The organism is Pseudomonas sp. TE12234, from assembly GCF_054061835.1.
Genome location: NZ_JBSSEP010000001.1, coordinates 358,359 through 380,848 on the forward strand (window position 1 = coordinate 358,359; position 22,490 = coordinate 380,848).

The following is a 22,490-nucleotide window of genomic DNA, read 5'->3' on the forward strand; positions in this document are numbered from 1 at the left end:
TCTGCCGAAAAAATTACCTGTTGGCAAGGGGAAGGTCTTTCAAGGCCCGCGACGTTATTTACTTCATCGTGATTTCTACTGACCAAGCAAAGGTGGATAGGTTGGTTCTGGTTGCTCTTATGGTGCAGGTAGCACCGCCGCTGGGAGTGGCTGTGTTATTCCACTTTGGGATTTTGCTTCCGTCTGGGCCGGGGGGCGTCACAAATATAGACAGATATACACAGCTTTTTGCGGTGTTACTCCTTGTGATGTTAGGAATATTCCATTGGTATCAATAACTAATATTCACTGCGGGCTAGATTTTTTTCGTGCTGATGCAGTGCTCGCGTTCAAATGACTCATTTGAGAGGAGAGCTTAGAAAGGGGGGATTTGCGGCGCAATCAGACGGCGGATGAGAGTTTCGTAGGATGTTGCCGGGACTCTTGCGGGCTTGAAGACCGCAGTCTCGGCAATTCCTACAGATAAATCTGACAGTCGTTACGACCTTGTCGCGAGCAGGCTCGCGTACACGGTGGAATGGGGCTAACCATTAGGGATTGGGGCGTTATTCTGCAGGCGGATTGAGCCTCGCTTCCATCTCCGCGACCTTCGTTTCAAGTGCTTCCAACCGTGCTCGCGTCCGCGCCAGCACGACCATCTGGCTATCAAACTCTTCCCGGCTCACCAGATCCAGCTTGCTGAAGCCACTCTGCAGCAGGGCCTTGAATTGGCTTTCGATTTCGCTTTTCGGCAATGGGGTGTCGCCGCTGAAGAGACGGGAGGCGGTGCCAGTCAGGGCGTCGAGGAAGTCTTTGGGCGCGAGCATGGGAAAGGTCCTGATAACAATGGCAGGCAGTGTATCACGCAGTGTCTATAGTCATTTCGCGGGCGGTCGATGCACGCTTTTCGCGCATGGGGACGGACGGCATCGCACCGTTGTTGTGCGTAACGCATGGAGTGTTGTTGCGAAGTTGCTGGCATCTACTGGTAAAGGCTTGAAAACAGTAGGTTTTGTGGAGATGGCAAGCTTTCTGCTTAGTCCATGGTGACCCATGCACTGATGCAGTCGCTGTGACGAATGCAGTGCGCCAAGCGAAACGCGGGGAGTGTTTCGTGAGGAGCGGGTAGCTGGCGTCGGACGGGCAGGTAAGGCCGACGATGCGTTACAAAGCCAGGCACTGCGCTTAGACTTGAGACGGGTTTGTTTTCCTGGGGCAAGTCCACCAATTCGGGAGAGAGTTTTCATGAAGCTAGTCACTGCCATCATCAAGCCGTTCAAGTTGGACGACGTGCGCGAATCGTTGTCCGAAATCGGCGTGCAGGGCATTACCGTCACCGAAGTCAAAGGCTTCGGTCGGCAGAAGGGGCACACCGAGCTGTATCGCGGCGCGGAATACGTGGTCGATTTCCTGCCAAAGGTGAAGATTGATGTCGCCATTGACGACAAGGATCTCGACCGGGTTATCGAGGCGATAACCAAGGCCGCCAACACCGGCAAGATCGGTGACGGCAAGATCTTCGTGGTCAATCTGGAACAGGCGATTCGCATTCGTACCGGCGAAACCGATACCGACGCAATCTAAGCCGCCACAAACCCAACGCCCCAGGAGAAAACAATATGACTCTGCGTAAATTCGCAGGGCTAGGAGCCCTGTTGTCCATCGTAATGCCCGGCCTGGCCATGGCGGCAGATCCGGTGGCGACTCCAGTCCTCAACTCCGGCGATACCGCCTGGATGTTGACCTCGACTGCCCTCGTGCTGTTCATGACCATTCCCGGTCTCGCGCTGTTCTACGGCGGCATGGTTCGTTCGAAAAACATTCTTTCCGTGATGATGCAGTGCTTCGCCATTACGGGGCTGGTTACCATCCTGTGGTTCATTTATGGCTACAGCATGGCGTTTGACACGACGGGCATGGAAGCAGGGGTGGTCAACTACAATTCCTTTGTCGGCAGCCTTGCCAAGGCCTTCCTCGCCGGCATCACACCGGCCAGCATTACCGGCCCTGCGGCGCTGTTCCCTGAAGCGGTATTTGTTACCTATCAGATGACTTTCGCCATCATTACTCCAGCGCTGATCGTCGGTGCGTTCGCTGAGCGGATGAAGTTCTCTGCAATGCTGGTCTTCATGGGCGTGTGGTTCACTCTGGTATATGCGCCGATTGCGCACATGGTCTGGAGCGGTCCGGGTTCTCTGTTGGGCGACTGGGGCGTACTGGATTTCGCCGGTGGCACCGTGGTGCACATCAACGCCGGTATTGCAGGTCTTGTAGCCTGCCTGGTGCTGGGCAAGCGAAAAGGCTTCCCTACGACTCCAATGGCTCCGCATAACCTTGGTTACACCCTGGTAGGCGCGGCCATGCTGTGGGTCGGCTGGTTTGGTTTCAACGCCGGTTCCGCAGCTGCGGCCAACGGTACTGCCGGCATGGCGATGCTGGTGACCCAGATCGCAACCGCCGCCGCCGCGCTGGGCTGGATGTTCGCCGAGTGGATCACCCACGGCAAACCTAGCGCACTGGGTATCGCATCGGGTGTGGTTGCCGGCCTGGTCGCCATTACCCCGGCCGCCGGTACTGTAGGCCCAATGGGCTCACTGATAATCGGCCTGGCCGCGGGCGTGGTGTGCTTCTTCTGTGCCACCACCCTGAAACGCAAGCTCGGCTATGACGACTCCCTGGACGCCTTCGGCGTGCACGGTATCGGCGGTATCCTCGGCGCGATCCTGACCGGTGTATTCGCTGCACCGTCCCTGGGTGGCTTCGGCACCGTCACCGACATTGCCGCTCAAGTCTGGATTCAGTGCAAAGGCGTGGGCTTCACGGTGATCTACACCGCGATCGTCACCTTCATCATTCTCAAGGTGCTGGACGCCATCATGGGGCTGCGTATCACCGAAGAAGAAGAAGCCGTCGGTATCGACCTGGCGCTTCACAACGAACGCGGCTACAACTTGTAAGCACGCGCATGAGAAAACTTGCCCGGCTTGCCGGGCATTTTTTTGTCCGGAATTTGTCATCGGGGGCTGCGCTGAAAGGTTTTTTCTTACAGCTTTTGCGACGTTTAGGACGCGGGTTTTTGTGCCGCTGATGGCTTACAGGAATGAAGGAATATTAGGGCCTTTGTTTTTTCCCAGAGCGCGCTAGAATGCGCCCCGAACGTGCGGAGAACTGTATGTGGCAGCAGACTCTGATTACCCTGCGGGCGAGGCCCCGGGGCTTTCATCTGGTAACGGACGAGTTACTCGCCGGCTTGCCTGAACTCAGGGCGTGTCGGGTTGGTCTGCTGCATTTGTGGCTACAGCATACCTCGGCGTCGTTGACCATCAACGAGAACGCCGATCCGGCGGTACGTCGCGACTTCGAACGATTTTTCAATCGTCTGATCCCACAAGGAACAGACGGCTATGAGCATAACGACGAAGGCCTGGACGACCTCCCGGCGCACTTCAAGGCCAGCGTGCTTGGCTGTCAGCTCAGTTTGCCGGTTTCGGCGGGCCGACTGGCGCTAGGGACCTGGTAAGGCGTTTATCTGGGCGAGCACCGTGATCATGGCGGTGCCCGTAAAGTCCTCGCCACCTTGCACGGTGAAGGGGCATAACCGCTGGTCAGCAGCGGCTGTTGATTTTTTTCCGGCAGCCTTCGACAGAGGGCAAAGCTGGGCTATAACTAATCTGCTTTTCGCAAGTCATGAGGTAGAACATGAGCGACGATGATCTGGAAAACGACGACCTCGAAGTAGGCGACGACGACGAAACCGAAGAAGGTCTGGAAGCAGCGGCGGAAGACGTCGCTGAAGATGACGGCGGTGATGCGCCGGTTCCGACCGCCAAAGGCAAAGCCAAGGCAGCGGTATCAATCGATGAGCTGCCGAGTGTCGAAGCCAAGAACAAGGAGCGCGACGCCCTGGCCAAGGCCATGGAAGAGTTCCTGGCTCGTGGCGGCAAGGTGCAGGAAGTGGAGGCCAACGTGGTCGCCGATCCGCCCAAGAAGCCTGATAACAAGTACGGCAGCCGGCCTATCTAAGCCTGTTTCCTTGCTTGCTGAAAAAGCCCGCCGTCGCTGCGGGCTTTTTCATGCCTGAAACAAAAATATGAAAACTGTGGTGATCTCTCTGAGCGAGCTTGTCAGTTCGAGGCCTTGTTCCAACTCGCCAACAACGCCGGCAACTCGGTCAGGCTACGGATCTCGGCGTCCGGCAATCGCTCGGCTTCCCAGTCCTTGCCGGCCGGGTTGAACCAGATCGCCCGCAGTCCCGCTTGCTGGGCGCCGGCAATGTCGTCGCCTGGGTGGTCACCGATGTGCACCGCTGTCTCGGCCGTGGCACCGCCACGCTGCAGCGCCTCATGGAACAATCGAGAATCAGGTTTGGCGATGCCGATGTCTTCGGCGCATAACGCAAACTTGAAGTAGTCCGCGAGCCCCAGGCGTCGTACGTCGGCATTGCCGTTGGTCACCACGCCGAGGGTGTAATGGTTGGCCAGCACTTCCAGGGTCGGTTGTACTTCAGGGAAGATTTCCAGCTGATGCCGGGCATGCAGAAACACTTCGAAGCTCTGATCGGCCAGGTCGGACGCTTCTGTATGGGCGTAACCGGCTTCTTCCAGCGCCTGGAACAGCACCCGGCGGCGCAGGGCGCTGATGCGGTGCTTGAGGTTCGGCTCGATGCTCAGGATGCGTTCGCGAATGGCCCACAAGTGCTCCACCGGCACCGCGCCCAGATTCGGTGCGTGTTCAGCCAGCCATTCACGCAGGATGGCTTCGGCGCTGACGATCACCGGAGCGGTGTCCCACAGAGTGTCGTCGAGGTCGAAGGTGATCAGTTGGAGAGTCATGAATCATCGCCTTTAATGCGTTTGGCCCGTGGATGAGCACTGTCATAGACCGTGGCCAGGTGCTGGAAGTCCAGGTGGGTATAAATCTGCGTGGTCTTGATGTCCGAATGGCCGAGCAGCTCCTGCACCGCCCGCAGGTCCTGGGAGGACTCCAGCAAGTGGCTGGCAAAGGAGTGGCGCAACATGTGCGGGTGCAGGTTTTGCCCGAGCTCACGTTCGCCAGCGGCTTTTACCCGTAGCTGAATCGCCCGTGGGCCGAGCCGCCGGCCTTGCTGGCTGACAAATACCGCGTCGTCCGCCGGATTGGCCAATGCCCGCAATGGCAACCAGAGTTCCAAGGCTTCGCGCGCCATTTTGCCCACCGGCAGCAGACGGGTTTTGCTGCCCTTGCCGAGCACCTGGACCATGCCATCCGCCAAATCAAGCTGATCAAGATTCAGTCCGGTCAGCTCCGACAGGCGCAGCCCGGAAGAGTAGAACAGCTCAAGTATCGCCTGATCGCGACGTGCCAGAAAATCATCCTCCACACCGCCTTCAAGCAGTTGCAGCGCGCGGTCAGTGTCGAGGGTTTTCGGCAGGCGGCGTTCGCCCTTGGGTGGCGTCAGGCCGTTGGCCGGATCGTGGTCGCACAGGCCTTCACGGTTCAGGTAGTGATAGAGCCCTCGCACCGCCGACAACAACCGCGCCAGGCTGCGGGAGGACTGGCCTTGTGCATGCAGGCGAGCGATCAGGCTGCGCAGGCGCTGGATGTCCAGCGCTGCCCAACTGCCGATGTTCTGTTTGACGCACCAGCCCAGCACCTTGTCGAGGTCGCGACGATAGGCCGAAAGGGTGTGTGGGGACACCTGCCGCTCACTGCGCAGGTGTTCGCAGTAAGCGTCCAGTTGCCGTTCCATGTTCAGCGTACCGAGCGCAGGGAGTTGTTGACCCGTGGCAGCACGCGGCCCATGACTTCGGCGATGTAGCTCAGGAACAAGGTGCCCACCGAGCTTTTGTAGTGCTGCGGATCACGGCTGGCGATGGCCAGGATGCCGTGGATGCCCTGATGGCTGATGGCGACGACGGCGGTGGAACCGATCTGCTTGCGCTGCTCTTCGCCGAACAGGAAGTCCAGCTCGTGCTCGCGCAGGCTGCCGCTGACGCTTTTGTCTTCCTGCAACAAGCCGCCTATGGCCACTTGTGCCTCGGCGTGGGTCACCCAGCGGCCGACCGGCATGGCGTTGTCGCCAAGCAGAATGAGGCTGACAAAAGGCACCTGGAAGTCCTGGCGCAGGCTGTCTTCGACAGACATCACCACGTCTTCCAGGCTGGCGGCGTCCATCAGTGCGAGGATCAGGCGGCGGGTCTTGTCGAACAACCGGTCGTTGTCGCGGGCCACATCCATCAAGTGTGAGAGTCGGTGCCGCAACTCGATGTTGCGATCACGCAGGATGGTCATCTGGCGTTCCACCAGCGACACGGTGTCGCCGCGCCGGTGGGGAATGCGCAAGGCCGGCAGCAATTCTTCGTGCTGGACGAAGAAGTCCGGATGAGCCTCCAGGTACGCGGCAATCGCCGCCGCCTCCAGGCTCTCGGACGGGGATTCGTCGGACTGTCGGGCGGGTACCTGAGGCTTATCGGTCATGGCTTTGGCTCACTCAAAGACGCACTTGTCCTTCATATACACGGACTGCCGGGCCGGTCATCAATACCGGGTGGCCAGGGCCTGCCCACTCAATGGACAGACGCCCGCCAGGCAGGTCGATCAATAGCGGCGAATCCATCCACCCCTGGCTGATCGCGGCCACTGCGGCGGCACAGGCGCCGGTACCGCAAGCCTGGGTTTCCCCGGCCCCGCGCTCCCAGACGCGCAATTGCGCGCGGCCCCGGTCGATGACCTGGAGAAAACCGACATTGACCCTTGCCGGGAAGCGCGGGTGATGTTCGATTTTCGGCCCCAGTTCATGTACCGGCGCATTGTTGATATCGCTGACCCGCAGAACCGCATGGGGATTGCCCATGGACACGGCGGCCAGTTCCACGGGTGTGCCATCGACGTCGACCTGATAGCTCAGGGCCTGCTCGGGTGCCAGGAACGGGATGTCGGCCGGTACCAGGCGCGGGGCGCCCATGTTCACGCCGATCTGCCCGTCGTTGCGCACGTCCAGCTCGATGATGCCACTTTTGGTTTCGACGCGGATCTGCCGTTTTGCGGTCAGGCGCTTGTCGAGCACGAAGCGGGCGAAACAGCGCGCACCATTGCCGCACTGTTCCACTTCAGAGCCGTCGGAGTTGAAGATCCGATAACGGAAGTCCACGTCCGGGTTGCTGGGCGCTTCGACGATCAGCAGCTGGTCGAAACCGATGCCGGTGTGCCGGTCACCCCAAAGCTTGGCGTGCTTGGGCAGAATATGCGCGTGCTGGCTGACCAGGTCGAGGACCATGAAGTCGTTGCCCAGGCCGTGCATTTTGGTAAAACGCAGCAGCATGGTTTTACTCCGGCAGCAGGCTTTCGCCAGCAAACAACTCGGCTACCGTTTCACGGCGACGCACTTCAAATGCCTGATCACCGTCCACCAACACTTCAGCGGCGCGGCCACGGGTGTTGTAGTTGGAGCTCATGACAAACCCGTAGGCGCCAGCCGAATGCACGGCCAGCAGATCGCCTTCTTCCAGGGCCAATTCACGATCCTTGGCCAGGAAGTCGCCGGTCTCGCAGATCGGGCCGACGATGTCGTAGGCGCGACCGGCCGTGTTGCGCGGGCGCACGGCAGTGACGTCCATCCAGGCTTGGTACAGCGCCGGGCGGATCAGGTCGTTCATGGCCGCGTCGACGATGGCGAAATCCTTGTGTTCGGTGTGCTTGAGGTACTCGACCTGAGTCAGCAGCACGCCGGCATTGGCCACGATGAAGCGGCCCGGCTCGAACACCAGCGCCAGGTCGCGACCGTCCAGACGTTCGCGCACGGCCTTGATGTAATCGGCAGCCAATGGTGGCTCTTCGTCGCGATAACGCACGCCCAGGCCGCCACCGAGATCGATGTGGCGCAGGTAAATGCCGCAATCGCCGAGACGGTCGACCAGGCCCAGCAGGCGGTCGAGGGCGTCGATGAAGGGTGGCAGGGTGGTCAGTTGCGAGCCGATATGGCAGTCGACGCCGACCACTTCCAGGTTCGGCAGCTGCGCGGCGCGCACGTACACATCCTCGGCGTCGGCAATGGCGATGCCGAACTTGTTCTCTTTGAGACCGGTGGAAATGTACGGGTGAGTGCCGGCATCGACATCCGGATTCACGCGCAGCGAGATCGGCGCGCGAACACCCAGTTCGGCGGCAACCACTTGCAGGCGTTCCAGTTCGTCGGTGGATTCGACGTTGAAGCAGTGCACGCCGACTTCCAGGGCGCGACGCATGTCGTCACGGGTCTTGCCGACACCGGAGAACACGATCTTGTCGGCGCTGCCGCCGGCGGCGAGTACGCGTTCCAGCTCGCCACGGGAGACGATGTCGAAACCGGCGCCCAGGCGCGCCAGGACATTCAGTACACCCAGGTTGGAGTTGGCCTTGACCGCGAAGCAGACCAGATGTGGCATGCCCGCCAGTGCATCGGCGTAAGCCAGGTATTGGGCTTCGATGTGGGCACGGGAGTAAACGTAAGTCGGTGTACCAAAGCGATCGGCGATGGCAGACAGGGCAACACCTTCCGCGAACAGTTCACCGTCACGGTAGTTAAAAGCGTCCATGAGGTTCCCTTATTGGTAGACGTCGTGCTTGTGTGCCTTGGAGGCGGGCTTTTGCGAGGACTGGGCTTGCGCCGCAGGATCCTGGTTGTCGTCAGGCAGGTACAGCGGGCCTTTTTGACCGCAGGCCGACACAAGGCAGGCAACCGCGAGGAGCGCAGCAAGGGAGGAGATCAGGCGCTTCATGGCGAAATCCTTGAAAATGCATTAATTGCGCCGGAGTATACCGGCCACCCGGCAGCTTGCCTATGCGACGGGGCTCCCGTCTGGCGGGCCTTGGACCGATGCCGGTCGGTATCATGCAATCCTTGTGGGAGCGAGACTGCTCGCGATAGCGGTGTTTCCGTTGACCATAATGTTAAATGTGCCGGCGTCATCGCGAGCAGGCTCGCTCCCACAGATTGGGGTTGCTGGGCGTTATCCTTTGCAATCGGGAGGCCTCGGTCGTATCTTGCGGCGCTTGAGCCTGATCAGACACTTTTTGAGGTTGCCGTAATGAGTTTGTCCGAAGCGCGTTTCCATGACCTGGTCGATGCCACCCAGCAGACGTTGGAGGACATCTTTGACGACAGCGACCTGGATATCGATCTGGAAAGCTCGGCCGGTGTGCTCACCGTCAAGTTCGAAAACGGAACCCAGTTGATTTTCAGTCGGCAAGAGCCGTTGCGTCAGTTGTGGCTGGCGGCAGTGTCCGGTGGCTTCCACTTCGATTACGACGAAGAGAGCGAGCGCTGGATGTGCGACAAGAGCGAAGAGCAACTGGGCGAGATGCTTGAGCGCATCGTCAAGGCGCAAGCTGACGTCGAACTCGATTTCGAAGGCCTGTAACGCCGTGACACAGTCAGCGCCCGTGCGTCCGCCCAAGCCGCTCTACAGCAACGTCAGCCCGGCGGTGCCATCGCCGTGCAGCGGCGTGTGTCGGCTGGACGCGCAAAAAGTCTGCCTGGGCTGTTTTCGCCACGTCGAAGACATCCGCGAATGGCGCTCGGCGGATGACGAACGTCGCCGGGTGATTTGCGAGCAGGCTCTGCAACGCCGATCCCTGTAGGGAGGGCCATGACCGCCCGGTGGCGACTTGTATATTTTTTGAGCTGTGTTAGTGTCCGGATACGCCTCAACTCATCGAGGCTCGTGAAAACCCCGCCTTTTTCTGGCGGGGTTTTGCTTTTTTCGCGCAGAAGAAAGGAGTCTGCCCTGATCATGACCGCACCTTCCATCACCCTTACCCGTCTGGACGTACAGCGTCTGGAGCGTCTGATCGACAGCCTTGATGAAACGCTGCCGGGCGTTATCGCGTTGCAAACCGAGCTGGACCGCGCCGATACATTGGTCAGTCACGAAGAAGTGCCGGCCGATGTCGTGACCATGAATTCGCGCGTGCATTGCCGTGAAGAGAGCAGTGGCAAGGATTACCACCTGACCCTGGTTTATCCAAAGGATGCCAACGCCGACGAAGGCCGGATCTCCATCCTGGCCCCCGTGGGCAGCGCGTTGCTCGGCCTGAAGGTTGGCCAGCACATCGACTGGCCGGCGCCGGGTGGCAAGACGCTGAAGCTGACCCTGCTGGAAGTCGAATCGCAGCCTGCCAATGGCGGCGCCTTCCCCGAGTGACAACCTGTCAGACCTGTTCGAGCGCCCCGTTCAGTGCGTGCTCCAGGTCGGCCTTGTAGCGCAGGTACAAATTGCTTGAACTCTGCCCATCACCGAGCAGGCCTGTCAGGTCAAGGTCGGTGATGTAGCAGCGATAGCGCTCGGTTTCCCGGCGCTGTTCGATGATTTCCCGGGCGACCACGCTGAATAGTTGGTCGCCATGCTCCAGCTCTGAAAACTCCCGCTGATTGCAATACAGGGTGACCTGTACCTTGCCCGGTGCCGCTTTGCCGATGATCGCCTGCACGTCATAGAACGGTTTGTTGGCCGGTGTTTGCGGTGCCGGCCGGGCCTCGACCCGGCGCGCGCGCCCCGTTCCCGAGGGCAGAAGCTGATAAAACAATGTGTCCAGGCTCAAGGGGTGGGCCGCGTCCATGGGCAGCAAGGCGTCGCGCCGGTACTGGATCGACTGCAGGAACCGTTGCAGCGGCACCAGCAGGCTTTGCTCGTCATGCCACGGCAAGCGTTGCTGCCACAAGGCATTGAATTCATCGAGTACGTACAGTTCGGCCTGGTCTTCCTTGACCCGGTAAAACACCTGGAGGCAGTCGGGCTGCCCCATGGGCAGGAGCAGTGCCAGATCGTGGTTTTCCAGTGCCTTGTGATCAAGGTGCAGCGGGCTGTAACGGGTCAGGTCTTCGCTCAGGTAATCGAACAGCTCAGGCAGTGTGGTCAGGGTGACGTGATTGACCTGGCCGGGTATCAGCTCAAGTACGTGGTAATGCTGCTGAACCTGAATCAGGTAGCGGTAATTGAGTTTGCTCAGCAGCAGGTTCTGCGCCGTTTCGAGGATCTCTTCGACGCGCTGGGCAATGAATTGCGCGCGGTTGTGGCAGAAGCACCGCACCCGCAGCCTGGGCTGCTGCGGTCCGTTGGGCAGATTGTTGAGGTAGTCGCGCAGGCAGTCGAGCAGGGCGTGGGGGCCGTCGAAGCGATTGACCAATACTTCGTTCCAGCTATTGAGCGTGACTTGATCCAGGGTCAGCACCAGGTTTTCCCTGACGCCGGCATAGCTCAGGGAGTCGGTGCGCTCGGTGGTCATCAGGATGTTCAGGTCGCGATGGTGCTTGAGCGGGTCGACGCCGACGTTCACCAGGATCAGCACCTCGCTGGGCACGCTGGCGCGCAACAACGGTTCTTCGGCGACGGTCTGCAGCGGCAGGCGAATGCTCTGTTGCAGGCTGCCCAGCAGGTTGAACAGTTCGAATTCGCTCAGGTCGCTGCTTCCGGGGTGCAGGGCCAGGCGGGTGCTGCTGTCGATCACGCCGTTGCGGTGGCACCAGGTCAGCAGTTCAAGCAACTGACGGCTGCGCTTGATCGGGGCGAAGTGCTCCCACTCAAGGGCGGTCAGGCTGCCGTTGTACAAGCCCCACTGGCTCGGTTCCGATTCCTTTTTGCTCGAAGCATGTACCAGTGTCAGGGTGTCTTCGGCCAGATCCGGCGCGATGCCCGGGTTGATGAATTCGACCTTGTCCGCCTTGCGCTCGAAGGCGGCATACAGGCGTCGGCCCAGCACACTCAGGTCGCGTTTGTTGATCAGACTGGCAGTTTGGTCGTTACGGGCAAATTGGGTCAGGAAGCGGTAGCTGTAGTTCAGCTCGTTGACCAGGGCTCGGCGCTCCGAGCTGACCTGGCGGACTTTCCACTGACTGCGGCTGTCGAGCAGCGCCAATTGCCGTGGGTCCCATTGCCATTCGTGGGCCAGCCGTTCCAGCAGCGAACGTTGCCAGCCCTGGCTTCGACCGCTGCTGCCGGTGAGCTTGCGATTGACCTTCAGGTAAAGCGCGCGACGCACCAGTTCCAGGCGCTCCGGCTCGTTGCGGGCAATGAGGTATTCCTCGATGCGCCGGTAGACCACGACGTACGGGTCCAGCTCGTCGAGGTCGAGCCGGTTGGCGAACACGGCTTGCTTGAAACGCAGGCTCAGGCACTGGACCCTGGGGTGTTCGCTGGCGTAAACCTCGGTCAGCAGCAGCTTGAGCACCGATTTGTATGGCGACTCGATGCCCTTGAACAGTTGCCAGAGTCCGGCACCGATAAATTCACCGGGCGGAATGTAGGCCAGATGCCCCAGGTCGAGGGTTTCGTCAGCGCGGATGAAGCGCTTGGAAATCAGCGTGTGGGTATAGCGGTCGTAACTCGCTTCTTCATAGACGGGCACCAGCCACCAGATCGGCGTGCGCCCGGCCAGCCAGATCGCGGTACGGTAAAACTCGTCCAGCAGCAAGTAGTGCTGGGTGGTACCGCAGTCTTCCGAACTCAATTGGCTATCGCGTTCGCCGCGTACGAAGCGAACCGGGTCGATCAGGAAAAAGTGCGCTTCGGCTCCCTGGCTGTCGGCCCATGCTTCGAGCAATTGGCATTTCTTGCGCAGCTCGGCGAGTTCCTGCTCGGTTAAATCCGGGCTGTGGCAGACCCACACGTCCATATCGCTCTGATCGGCCTGGGCCAGCGTGCCGAGGCTGCCCATCAGGAACAGGCCGTGAATCGGCCGCGGCGGATTGCTGCCGTGGCGCGGCTTATAGGAAAACGAGCGGGTCAGGCGTTGAGCTTCGGCCAAAGCGTTGGCATCCGGCTCGAAATTCGAAAGCCCGGCCGGTGTGCTGCCGGAAACGTAACCGGGCAACAGCGGATGGTTGACGTGAAAAAACAATGGCAGAAGGTTCAGCACCCCTTGCTGGCGGGTCGACAAACCCTCCATGGCGCGAGCCATGCGGCCCTGGTTGAGCTTCAGAAAGCGCGCGCGCAGTTGGCTGAGAACCTTGCGGTCGATTCCCTCGTCCAGATCGGGGCGGATTTCATGGGTGCGGGTCATGTCAGCTCAAACCGGCTCACAGGGCTCGGATGTGGGGCTCTCGGTTGAGGGGCAGTTTAGCGCCTTGGCGCGGAGGCATTTAAGCTGATTTTGTTTTTCTGGCGTCAGATTTTTATCGCGTGGCGATTACAGGTCACAGAGTTTGCCCGCGGAAATCCCGTGGTGGAGGTTTCCGTGGGCAATGCGATGGAATTCAGGCTGTTTCTTTTACGCTCAGAATGGTCAGCAGGGTTTGCACATTTTGCGCGGCGTCACGACCCAGGCTGGTCAGGTAGCCGCCATCGGGTTGGTCGATCAGATCTTTTTCATACAGGCGACGGGCAGCGGCAATGGCTTTGGGGGCAGCGGTCTGATGAATTTTCAAACCTTCCTGGGAACTGTCCAGGTTGAAGAGTGCGAGGATTTCCAGTTCGGCAACCAACTCAGGGGTAAGCGACATAGGGACTCCAGACTTTCTAGGAATTAGACGACAGCGCCCCTAAGGTGATCCCACTCGTGCGGCATGTCCAGCCCTCGCGACAGGGTTTTTTCATCATGGTGAGCTTTCCCCGTTTCCGGGGCTTGCAGGAGCGGGCTCGCTCCTGCGGGGGGAAGGGGTTATTTCTTTTCCGGGGGCAACTCGGGCAGCGCGCGCAATGCCGCTTCGTACCATTCGGTGTCGAACGCGCGGTCTTCTTCGAGGATTGCGTCGATTTCTACGGCCAAAACATGGGCCATCAGGTTGAGAATTTCTTCCTTCTCGTAGCCCACCAGTGTCAGCTTGTTGAAGGTTGCCTTGGCGGCCGGCGGATTTTCGCTTTCGATCTGGTTTTCGATGGCTTCGATCAGGGTGTTTTCGGTGAATTCTTCTTCGTCGCTATCGATGTCTGTAGGCTCGCTCATGGCAGGCTCCTCAAGTTAAGGCGGCCAGTTTACCCGCATTCAGCAGCGTGATGCTGCTGGCAAGAAAGCCTCGAGCGATCTATAAACAGGCACTGCCCACCCCGCACGGCCTGGAGGCTCTGTGATGATCAAGCTTTATGGATTTTCCGTCAGCAACTACTACAACATGGTCAAACTGGCGTTGCTGGAAAAAGGCCTGACCTTCGAGGAAGTGCCGTTTTACGGCGGCACCAGCGCCGAGGCGCTGGCCATCAGTCCGCGCGGCAAGGTGCCGGTGTTGCAGGTCGAGCAGGGCTTCATCAACGAAACCAGCGTGATTATCGAGTATATCGAGCAGAGCCAGCAAGGCAGGCCCCTGCTACCAAGCGAACCATTCCAGCGCGCGCAGGTGTTGGCGCTGGCCAGGGAAATCGAGTTGTACATCGAACTGCCGGCGCGCGCCTGTTTCGCCGAAGCGTTTTTCGGCATGACAGTGCCCGATGCGATCAAGGAAAAGACCAGGGCCGAGTTGCTGCTGGGAGTGGCGGCCCTGGGCCGGCACGGCAAGTTCGCCCCCTATGTAGCGGGCGACAGCTTGAGCGTGGCGGATTTGTATTTCCTGTACAGCGTGCCGCTGGCGTGTGGCGTGGCGCACAAACTGTTCGGGATGGATCTGTTGGCTGAAGTGCCACAGGCCAAGGCGCTGCTGGAGCGATTGGGAGAGAACCCGAACGTGCAGCGAGTGGCGGCGGATCGGGAAGCGGCGATGCCGGCGTTTATGGCAATGGTTGCGGCGAAGAAGTAGGAATCTTCAGCGCTCTTGCGAATGCCATCGCGGGCAAGCCCGCTCCCACAGGTTTTGTGTCGTGGCGCCTTCGGGCGAACGCCACAAAACCTGTGACAGCGAGCGGGCGGCGTGCAGCCTGCTCGCCAAGCTTTTTAGCGGCTGGCGAGCAACGCCTGACCGCGAACCACGGCGGCCTTCACCTGCGCCGGCGCTGTGCCGCCGATGTGATTACGGGCGTTGACCGAGCCTTCCAGGGTCAGTACTGCGAAAACGTCCTGATCGATCTGGTCGCTGAACTTGCGCAGTTCTTCCAGGCTCATCTCCGCCAGGTCCTTGCCGCTTTCCACGCCGTACTTCACCGCATGGCCAACGATTTCATGGCAGTCACGGAACGGCAGACCACGGCGGACCAGGTAGTCAGCCAGGTCAGTGGCGGTAGAGAAGCCGCGCAGGGCCGCTTCGCGCATCATCGCGTGCTTGGGCTTGATCGCCGGGATCATGTCGGCAAAGGCCCGTAGCGAGTCGCGCAGGGTATCGGCGGCGTCGAACAGCGGTTCCTTGTCTTCCTGGTTGTCCTTGTTGTAAGCCAGAGGCTGGCCTTTCATCAGGGTTAGCAGGCCCATCAAGGCACCGAACACGCGGCCGCTCTTGCCGCGCACCAGTTCCGGCACGTCCGGGTTTTTCTTTTGCGGCATGATCGAACTGCCGGTGCAGAAACGGTCTGGCAGATCGATGAACTGGAATTGCGCACTGGTCCACAGCACCAGTTCTTCGGAGAAGCGCGACAGGTGCATCATCGCGATGCTGGCGGCCGAGCAGAATTCGATAGCGAAGTCACGATCGGACACGTTGTCCAGCGAGTTGCCACCCACTGCGTCGAAACCCAGCAACTGGGCGGTGTATTCACGGTCGATCGGGTACGTGGTGCCGGCCAGTGCGGCGCTGCCCAGAGGCATGCGGTTGGTGCGCTTGCGGCAGTCGACAAGACGCTCGTAGTCGCGGCTGAGCATTTCGAACCAGGCCAGCATGTGGTGCCCGAAGGTGACGGGCTGTGCGGTCTGCAGGTGGGTGAAGCCTGGCATGATGCTGCCCGCTTCGCGTTCGGCCTGTTCCAGCAAGCCTTTTTGCAGGCGGGTGATTTCGCCCAGAATCAGGTCGATTTCGTCGCGAAGCCAAAGGCGGATATCGGTGGCGACCTGGTCGTTACGACTGCGTCCGGTGTGCAGCTTCTTGCCGGTCACGCCGATGCGGTCGGTCAGGCGCGCCTCGATGTTCATGTGTACGTCTTCGAGGTCGATGCGCCAGTCGAACTGGCCGGCCTCGATTTCACCCTGGATGGTCTTCAGGCCATCGATGATGCTGTCGCGCTCGGCATCGGTGAGCACGCCGACCTTGGCCAGCATGGTGGCGTGGGCGATCGAGCCCATGATGTCGTGGCGATACAGGCGCTGGTCGAAGGTGACGGAGGCGGTGAAGCGGGCGACGAAGGCGTCGACGGGTTCACTGAAGCGGCCGCCCCAGGACTGATTGGTCTTGTCAGTGCTCATGAATTCGCTCGTATCGGCTGAAGAAAGATGGCGTTGAAAGCTGCCGCGGATAATAACAGGGTTGCCATTGCTGTCGCTGACACTGGTCGCCTGGTTTTTTCATGGCCAGCGCCTGTCCCAGGCAAGTCCTGTGCAATTGGCTCAACGATATTTTTCATTTGAGCAATATCGTCCCGGCAACCGTCTACAGTTGGACAGTAGGATCAGTGCACTTCTCGGTGCGCAAGCGGACTATAAGAAGAGGGGGTGTTCAGATTGCGTATCAGCAAACCCTGTGGCGCTGTGTCGCCAATGCGAGCCTGGGCCGCCAATTGCCCGGCGGATGAAAATTTAGCCGTCGGTCTCGCGGCACTTTTTGACGCTCGCGCTAGTCTTAGCGTGGATCGCGGTGACGGACGTCACTTACCCTGTCTACGCTATCCTTGTGCGAGACTCACGCAGGAATCCAGCGCAATATGAATGTCCTGATCGTTGATGACGACCCCCTAGCCCGCGAGCGCCTGAGCCGAATGGTTGGCGAACTCGAGGGATACAGTGTCCTGGAGCCCAGCGCCACGAACGGCGAAGAAGCGTTGGCACTGATCGACAGCCACAAGCCGGATATCGTGCTACTCGATATCCGCATGCCAGGCCTTGATGGCCTGCAAGTGGCCGCGCGATTGTGCGAACGCGAAACCCCGCCCGCCGTGGTGTTCTGCACAGGGCCCGATGAATTTGCCGTGGAAGCCTTACAGGCCAGCGCCGTAGGCTATCTGGTGAAACCTGTGCGAACCGAACATTTACATGACGCATTAAAGAAAGCCGAGCGACCCAATCGTGTTCAACTCTCGGCCCTGACCCGCCCGGCCGCCGAAAGTGGCAATGGTCCACGCAGCCACATCAGCGCCCGAACCCGAAAGGGAATCGAGCTGATCCCGCTGGATCAGGTGGTCTACTTCATTGCCGATCACAAATACGTGACCTTGCGCCACGAGAGCGGCGAAGTGCTTCTGGATGAGCCGCTCAAGGCCCTCGAGGACGAGTTCGGTGACCGCTTTGTGCGGATCCACCGCAACGCACTGGTCGCTCGTGATCGCATCGAACGGCTGCAACGAACGCCACTCGGGCACTTCCAGCTGTTCCTCAAAGGCCTGAACGGTGACGCCTTGATCGTCAGTCGACGCCACGTGGCGGGCGTTAGGAAAATGATGCAACAGCTTTAATTCGCCGGTTACAGGCGTATTTCACACCCGAATGCCGGAAATCCGGGGCCAGGGAGGCCGAGTAGTATCTGATACAAGTCAAAGTGGATTTGGCTGAGCTGTTATTATCCGCCGTATCTATTCAGTACGGATTGATCCATGTCCTCTCGCGAAATCCGCATCGCCACGCGTAAAAGTGCTCTCGCCCTGTGGCAGGCCGAATATGTCAAAGCCCGTCTTGAAGAGGCCCATCCCGGTCTGCTCGTGACGCTGGTCCCGATGGTCAGTCGCGGCGACAAGCTGCTTGACTCGCCGCTGTCGAAAATCGGTGGCAAGGGGCTGTTCGTCAAAGAGCTGGAAACCGCGTTGCTGGAAAACGAAGCCGACATCGCCGTGCATTCCATGAAAGACGTGCCGATGGACTTCCCCGAAGGCCTGGGGCTGTTCTGTATCTGCGAGCGCGAAGACCCGCGCGATGCATTCGTCTCCAATACCTATGCCAGCCTGGATGAGCTGCCCGAAGGCAGCATCGTCGGCACGTCGAGCCTGCGTCGCCAGGCCCAATTGCTGACCCGTCGTCCGGACCTGGAAATCCGCTTCCTGCGCGGCAACGTCAACACTCGTCTGGCCAAGCTCGATGCCGGTGAATACGACGCCATCATCCTTGCATCCGCCGGTTTGATTCGCCTGGGATTCGAAGATCGCATTACGTCGGCCATCAGTGTCGACGACAGCCTGCCCGCCGGTGGCCAGGGTGCCGTGGGCATCGAATGCCGCAGTGCAGACAGTGAAATTCACGCACTGCTGGCACCGCTGCATCACCAGGACACCGCCACCCGCGTGACGGCCGAACGTTCCCTCAATAAACACCTCAATGGCGGCTGCCAGGTGCCGATTGCCTGCTATGCCGTGCTTGAAGGCGAGCAGATCTGGTTGCGTGGTCTGGTGGGGGATCCGAGCGGCGGTCTGCTGCTGAATGCCGAAGCTCGCGCGCCGCGTGATCAGGCCGAGGCCTTGGGTGTGCAAGTGGCCGAAGACCTTTTGAGTCAGGGCGCCAACGAGATTCTCAAAGCGGTCTATGGCGAGGCAGGTCACGAGTGACGGGCTGGCGCCTGCTGCTGACGCGTCCGGCGGATGAGTCGGCGGCGCTGAGCGATCTGCTGGCCGAACAGGGGATTTTCAGCAGTAGCTTGCCGCTTTTGGACATAGCGCCGATCCCTGCCTCTGACACAATGCGCCAGGTGATGCAGGAACTGGATCGCTACAGCGCCGTGATCGTGGTCAGCAAGCCAGCCGCCCGGATTGCCCTTGAGTTGCTTGACCGGTTTTGTTCGTCAGCGCCCCGTGTGCAGTGGTTCAGTGTCGGCGCGGCGACGGCGCAGATCCTTGCCGATCATGGCCTGGACGTGAGCTTTCCGGCGCAGGGCGACGACAGCGAAGCCTTGCTTGAACTCGCGTCGTTGCGCGAGGCTATCGCCGGGCCTGATCCGCGCGTGCTGATCCTGCGTGGAGAGGGCGGTCGCGAGTTGCTGGCAGAGCGCCTGCGCGAGCGAGGTGCTAGTGTCGAGTATCTGGAGCTGTACCGTCGTGAACTGCCGCACTACCTGCCGGCAGCGTTGCCACGGCAGATCGAAGCGGAACGCCTGAACGGGCTGGTGGTCAGCAGTGGGCAGGGTTTTGAGCACCTGCATCAATTGGCCGCGGATGCCTGGCCACGGTTGGCACGATTGCCGTTGTTTGTACCAAGCCCCAGGGTCGCCGAGCTGGCACGTGCCGCCGGAGCCCTGACAGTTGTGGATTGCCGCGGCGCCAGTGCCGCGGCTTTGCTGACGGCGTTACGGGAGCACCCCGTGCCCGTTCTCTAATGCAAAGGATGGATACGTGAGCGAAACAGCCTTGCCTAAAGAAGACGTCCGGCCAGTGCTCGATGCACCGGTTGAAACTCCACCACCCGCTGCAGAGCAGCGCCGAGGCAATGGGCTGGCAATCGTCGCGCTGCTGTTGGGCGCTGCCGGTGTCGCGGTGGGGGGCTGGGGAGTCTGGCAGGTGCGTCACCTGCAAGCGACTAACCAGCAACAGCTGAGTCAGGTGCAGGCTTTGAGTGATGAGTCGCAAAGCCTGAAGCTCAATGAGCAGCGCCTGAGTGCGCGCCTTGAGCAACTTCCCGGCGCCGATGTGCTGGAAGAGCGCAGCCGCCTGGTAATTCAGTTGCAGGGCGATCAGCAGCGCCTGAACCAGCGTCTGGAAACCGTTCTCGGCGCCAGCCGCAAGGACTGGCGTCTGGCCGAGGCCGAGCACCTGCTGCGTCTGGCCAGCCTGCGTCTTTCCGCCTTGCAGGACATCAGCAGTGCCCAGGCCCTGGTGCAGGGCGCCGATGAAATTCTGCGCGAACAAAATGATCCCGGTGCCTTCGCCGCCCGCGAGCAAGTGGCCAAAACCCTGGTGGCCTTGCGCAGCACCGAGCAACCGGATCGCACCGGACTGTTCCTGCGACTGGGAGCATTGCGTGAGCAGGTGGTCGGCCTGACCGAGCTGGCGCCCGAGTACAAGGATCGTGGCGAATCGCTGCTCGGCCTCACCGCCGATGGCGACGGTGCGAGCCGTTGGGCCCAATGGTGGGATCAGATTTCGCGCTACATCCGCATCGATTTCAATGCCGATAAAAATGTCCGCCCGTTACTGGCCGGGCAGAGCCTGAGCCAGGTGCGACTGGCCCTGAGCCTGACGCTCGAGCAAGCGCAATGGGCCGCGCTCAATGGGCAGGCGGCAGTGTACTCCCAGGCACTGGACGAAGCGCGCGATGTGCTCAAGGGCAACTTCAACCCGGACAACCCGCAGAGCAAAGTGATGCTTGAACAGGTGGCCGAGTTGAGCAAGCAGCCTGTCACCGTGGTCACTCCGGATCTGACCGGCACGCTGAGTGCGGTTCAGGCTTATCTTGAACGGCGTAACGTGAATGCCGAAGACTCGGTCAAGCCCATGGCCAAACCTGCCGCGAATACGGCGCAGGAGACCACGCCATGAAGCGCCTGTATGTGATCGTGTTCCTGGTCATCGCCGCGACCGCCGCGCTGGGCTTGGCGATAGCGGAGCACTCCGGCTACGTGCTGATCGCCTACAAGACCTTTCGCTACGAATCGAGCCTGTGGGCAACGTTGGCCCTGGTGGCTGTCCTTTGGCTGGTGCTCTGGGGGATCAAGGCGTTGGTCGAGTTGGTGACGACTTCCAGTGGCGTGGTCAACCCATGGTCACGGCGCAATCGCAGTCGTCGGGTGCAGGTTGCGATCGAGCATGGTCAGCTGGATCTGGCTGAAGGTCGCTGGGCCAGCGCGCAGCGTCATCTGGCCCGGGCGGCGGAAGCCGAACGCCAGCCGCTACTGTATTACCTCGGTGCTGCCCGTGCCGCGAACGAACAAGGTCATTACGAGGAAAGCGACAACTTGCTGGAGCGTGCGTTGGAGCGTCAGCCCCAGGCCGAGCTGGCAATCGCCTTGAGCCACGCGCAATTGCAGACCGATCGCGGTGACACCGATGGCGCCCTCGCGACCCTGCAAGCAATGCACGAGCGCCACCCTCATAACGTCCAGACCCTTCGCCAGTTGCAGCGCCTGCATCAGCAGCGGGGCGACTGGCCGGCGTTGATCCGGTTGCTGCCGGAGTTGCGCAAGGACAAGGTCCTGCCCGCGGCTGAACTGGCCGAGCTGGAGCGCCGTGCCTGGGGAGAGAACTTGTCCCTGGCGGCACATCAGGAAGCAGACGGAACCGTCGGCTTGCAGACGCTCAATCGTGCCTGGCAGCAGCTGAGTTCGGCCCAGCGTCAGGAGCCTCAACTGGTGCTCGCCTATGCCGAACAACTGCGCCAACTGGGGGCTCAGGTCGAGGCCGAAGACGTCTTGAGGACAGCGCTCAAGCGCAACTACGACAGTCACCTGGCGCGGCTCTACGGTTTGGTTCGTGGCAGTGATCCGGCGCGTCAGCTGCAACTGGCTGAAGGTTGGCTCAAGGAGCATCCAGCCGACCCGAGCCTGCTTTTGACCCTGGGGCGCCTTTGCCTGCAAAGCAGCTTGTGGGGCAAGGCGCGGGATTATCTGGAAAGCAGTCTGCGCGTGCAGCGCAACCCGGAAGCCTGTGCCGAACTGGCTCGGCTGCTGGCGCAGATGGGGGATACCGAGCGCAGTAATCAGCTGTTCCAGGAAGGTTTGGGCTTGCTGGACGAGCGTTTGTTGGCAGCACCACTGCCGGTGCCGTCTCACGCTTGAGAGTGAGTGAAGGGTCGCCCGAAGGGGCGATCCGATGGTGCAAATTTTTGTCGGAATTTTCCTTTCATGATGGGGCTTCAGCAGAATCCTACAAGCGACTACATCTGATCCTCTGTTTTCTGTCGGGAATTCCCTACACTCTTGCTGAAGTGTCCCTGCCAACCTGCCTTGAAAGGCTGTCGCGCTTTCCTCTACCGTAGCCGTCGGTCCTCACTGTTACGGAAAAGCCATGCCTATGGCCTGCTCACGTTCTCTGTTTTTCATGGTCTTCATTGCGGGCACCCTGGTCCTGGGCGTGTCCTATTACCTTGAATACGTCGTCGGCCTGAAGCCATGTGGCTTGTGCTTGTTGCAACGGTTTTGCCTGGCACTGCTGACAGGCTTCTGCCTGATGGCTTCAGTGCATGGTCCCGGTCGCTTCGGTTCTTTCCTGTATTGGCTGCTCGGACTGATCAGTAGTCTGGTCGGCACTGTCCTGGCATGGCGACAGGTGTTGCTGCAAAGTGATCCGGCGCAGCAATTGTCGACCTGTGCGCCCAATTTGAGTGACCTGTTCGCCAGCGCGCCCTGGACGTGCATCTTGCAGCAGATGTTCAAAGGCACCATCGACTGCGCACAAATCTCCTGGACGCTGTTTGACTTGAGCATCCCGGAGTGGAGTCTGCTGTTCTTCGTCGCGATGATGATTCTGGCGGGTTATCAACTGCTGCATCATGTCTGGACCGCCGTTCGGCGACCGCTCAGCGACGAGTCGTCGCACCAGGCCCTGGTGGGTGATTAAACACTTGTATGAACTTTATCGCCTGCGTACCTTGAAGCCACAGTCGTGCGGGCATAATCTGGCCCGCACGTGTCATTGGAA

Annotated in this window: 24 protein-coding genes and 1 pseudogene; 14 read left to right on the forward strand and 11 right to left on the reverse strand. The window is 60.3% G+C overall.

Translation table 11 applies throughout. From position 1 onward, the window contains the following. Positions 1-545: 545 nt before the first annotated feature. Complete coding sequence (locus ACVWYU_RS01670; RefSeq protein ID WP_090326561.1) at positions 546-806, reverse strand: accessory factor UbiK family protein; 261 nt, start codon at positions 804-806, stop codon at positions 546-548. Positions 807-1,224: 418 nt separating this feature from the next. Here ACVWYU_RS01670 and glnK point away from each other — a divergent pair, with 418 nt between their 5' ends. The 4 genes and pseudogenes from glnK (at position 1,225) to sutA (ending at position 4,002) form a co-directional block, all read left to right on the forward strand. Then, entirely contained in the window at positions 1,225-1,563 is a 339-nt protein-coding gene (gene glnK, locus ACVWYU_RS01675; protein WP_002555808.1) for a P-II family nitrogen regulator, read from the forward strand. 35 nt (positions 1,564-1,598) lie between these two features. After that, a complete protein-coding gene (locus tag ACVWYU_RS01680; RefSeq protein ID WP_090326559.1) occupies positions 1,599-2,936 on the forward strand; it encodes an ammonium transporter in 1,338 nt (445 codons plus the stop codon). A gap of 215 nt (positions 2,937-3,151) precedes the next feature. Continuing rightward, positions 3,152-3,577: pseudogene (locus ACVWYU_RS01685) on the forward strand (secondary thiamine-phosphate synthase enzyme YjbQ). Between the two features lie 101 nt (positions 3,578-3,678). Then, the gene (gene sutA, locus ACVWYU_RS01690; protein ID WP_090326552.1) at positions 3,679-4,002 is read left to right on the forward strand and encodes a transcriptional regulator SutA; all 324 of its coding nucleotides are present in this window, start codon (positions 3,679-3,681) and stop codon (positions 4,000-4,002) included. Positions 4,003-4,103: 101 nt separating this feature from the next. On the opposite strand, the gene ACVWYU_RS01695 is transcribed toward sutA, so the two are convergent. Genes ACVWYU_RS01695 through lptM form a run of 6 tightly spaced genes read right to left on the reverse strand, consistent with a single transcriptional unit; the run spans position 4,104 to position 8,714 of the window. Further along, on the reverse strand, positions 4,104-4,811 hold the full coding sequence (locus tag ACVWYU_RS01695) for an HAD family hydrolase (protein ID WP_090326549.1): 708 nt from the start codon (positions 4,809-4,811) through the stop codon (positions 4,104-4,106). Next, the gene (gene xerC / locus ACVWYU_RS01700) at positions 4,808-5,707 is read right to left on the reverse strand and encodes a tyrosine recombinase XerC (protein WP_247255300.1); all 900 of its coding nucleotides are present in this window, start codon (positions 5,705-5,707) and stop codon (positions 4,808-4,810) included. Before xerC ends, ACVWYU_RS01695 begins: the two co-directional genes overlap by 4 nt. A gap of 2 nt (positions 5,708-5,709) precedes the next feature. After that, the gene (locus ACVWYU_RS01705; RefSeq protein WP_130205640.1) at positions 5,710-6,435 is read right to left on the reverse strand and encodes a DUF484 family protein; all 726 of its coding nucleotides are present in this window, start codon (positions 6,433-6,435) and stop codon (positions 5,710-5,712) included. Positions 6,436-6,448: 13 nt separating this feature from the next. Further along, complete coding sequence (gene dapF, locus ACVWYU_RS01710; RefSeq protein ID WP_248914533.1) at positions 6,449-7,279, reverse strand: diaminopimelate epimerase; 831 nt, start codon at positions 7,277-7,279, stop codon at positions 6,449-6,451. A gap of 4 nt (positions 7,280-7,283) precedes the next feature. Next, complete coding sequence (gene lysA, locus ACVWYU_RS01715; protein ID WP_090326539.1) at positions 7,284-8,531, reverse strand: diaminopimelate decarboxylase; 1,248 nt, start codon at positions 8,529-8,531, stop codon at positions 7,284-7,286. Positions 8,532-8,540: 9 nt separating this feature from the next. Then, positions 8,541-8,714: an LPS translocon maturation chaperone LptM gene (gene lptM, locus ACVWYU_RS01720; protein ID WP_090326537.1), complete on the reverse strand. Its 174-nt coding sequence runs from the start codon at positions 8,712-8,714 to the stop codon at positions 8,541-8,543. Positions 8,715-9,023: 309 nt separating this feature from the next. Between lptM and cyaY the strand changes: the two genes are divergently transcribed. The 3 genes from cyaY to rnk all read left to right on the forward strand — a co-directional run bounded on the left by cyaY (position 9,024) and on the right by rnk (position 10,139). Then, positions 9,024-9,356: an iron donor protein CyaY gene (gene cyaY / locus ACVWYU_RS01725; protein WP_090326534.1), complete on the forward strand. Its 333-nt coding sequence runs from the start codon at positions 9,024-9,026 to the stop codon at positions 9,354-9,356. A gap of 4 nt (positions 9,357-9,360) precedes the next feature. Continuing rightward, a complete protein-coding gene (locus ACVWYU_RS01730) occupies positions 9,361-9,576 on the forward strand; it encodes a DUF1289 domain-containing protein (protein ID WP_090326532.1) in 216 nt (71 codons plus the stop codon). A 152-nt stretch (positions 9,577-9,728) separates the two neighbouring features. Further along, a complete protein-coding gene (gene rnk / locus ACVWYU_RS01735; protein ID WP_390957711.1) occupies positions 9,729-10,139 on the forward strand; it encodes a nucleoside diphosphate kinase regulator in 411 nt (136 codons plus the stop codon). Between the two features lie 7 nt (positions 10,140-10,146). Here rnk and ACVWYU_RS01740 read toward each other — a convergent pair whose 3' ends face one another. The 3 genes from ACVWYU_RS01740 to ACVWYU_RS01750 form a co-directional block, all read right to left on the reverse strand. Then, positions 10,147-12,993, reverse strand: coding sequence for a class I adenylate cyclase (locus ACVWYU_RS01740; RefSeq protein WP_457371775.1), 2,847 nt, complete (start codon positions 12,991-12,993; stop codon positions 10,147-10,149). 193 nt (positions 12,994-13,186) lie between these two features. Continuing rightward, positions 13,187-13,432, reverse strand: a complete 246-nt coding sequence (locus ACVWYU_RS01745) for a TIGR02647 family protein (protein WP_247255303.1) — start codon at positions 13,430-13,432, stop codon at positions 13,187-13,189. Positions 13,433-13,590: 158 nt separating this feature from the next. Continuing rightward, complete coding sequence (locus ACVWYU_RS01750; RefSeq protein ID WP_090326520.1) at positions 13,591-13,875, reverse strand: hypothetical protein; 285 nt, start codon at positions 13,873-13,875, stop codon at positions 13,591-13,593. A gap of 124 nt (positions 13,876-13,999) precedes the next feature. Here ACVWYU_RS01750 and ACVWYU_RS01755 point away from each other — a divergent pair, with 124 nt between their 5' ends. Then, the gene (locus tag ACVWYU_RS01755; protein WP_457371776.1) at positions 14,000-14,659 is read left to right on the forward strand and encodes a glutathione S-transferase family protein; all 660 of its coding nucleotides are present in this window, start codon (positions 14,000-14,002) and stop codon (positions 14,657-14,659) included. Between the two features lie 134 nt (positions 14,660-14,793). Here ACVWYU_RS01755 and argH read toward each other — a convergent pair whose 3' ends face one another. Next, entirely contained in the window at positions 14,794-16,188 is a 1,395-nt protein-coding gene (argH, locus tag ACVWYU_RS01760; RefSeq protein ID WP_047534921.1) for an argininosuccinate lyase, read from the reverse strand. Between the two features lie 455 nt (positions 16,189-16,643). Between argH and ACVWYU_RS01765 the strand changes: the two genes are divergently transcribed. The 6 genes from ACVWYU_RS01765 to ACVWYU_RS01790 all read left to right on the forward strand — a co-directional run bounded on the left by ACVWYU_RS01765 (position 16,644) and on the right by ACVWYU_RS01790 (position 22,409). Beyond that, the gene (locus ACVWYU_RS01765; RefSeq protein ID WP_090326516.1) at positions 16,644-17,390 is read left to right on the forward strand and encodes a LytR/AlgR family response regulator transcription factor; all 747 of its coding nucleotides are present in this window, start codon (positions 16,644-16,646) and stop codon (positions 17,388-17,390) included. 138 nt (positions 17,391-17,528) lie between these two features. Continuing rightward, on the forward strand, positions 17,529-18,470 hold the full coding sequence (hemC, locus tag ACVWYU_RS01770) for a hydroxymethylbilane synthase (protein WP_390957704.1): 942 nt from the start codon (positions 17,529-17,531) through the stop codon (positions 18,468-18,470). Beyond that, on the forward strand, positions 18,467-19,234 hold the full coding sequence (locus ACVWYU_RS01775; RefSeq protein ID WP_248914530.1) for a uroporphyrinogen-III synthase: 768 nt from the start codon (positions 18,467-18,469) through the stop codon (positions 19,232-19,234). Before hemC ends, ACVWYU_RS01775 begins: the two co-directional genes overlap by 4 nt. 16 nt (positions 19,235-19,250) lie before the next feature. Beyond that, on the forward strand, positions 19,251-20,393 hold the full coding sequence (locus tag ACVWYU_RS01780; protein ID WP_247255307.1) for a uroporphyrinogen-III C-methyltransferase: 1,143 nt from the start codon (positions 19,251-19,253) through the stop codon (positions 20,391-20,393). After that, complete coding sequence (locus tag ACVWYU_RS01785; protein WP_457371777.1) at positions 20,390-21,628, forward strand: heme biosynthesis HemY N-terminal domain-containing protein; 1,239 nt, start codon at positions 20,390-20,392, stop codon at positions 21,626-21,628. Before ACVWYU_RS01780 ends, ACVWYU_RS01785 begins: the two co-directional genes overlap by 4 nt. Positions 21,629-21,857: 229 nt before the next feature. Continuing rightward, complete coding sequence (locus ACVWYU_RS01790) at positions 21,858-22,409, forward strand: disulfide bond formation protein B (RefSeq protein ID WP_247255309.1); 552 nt, start codon at positions 21,858-21,860, stop codon at positions 22,407-22,409. The last annotated feature ends 81 nt before the right edge of the window (positions 22,410-22,490 follow it).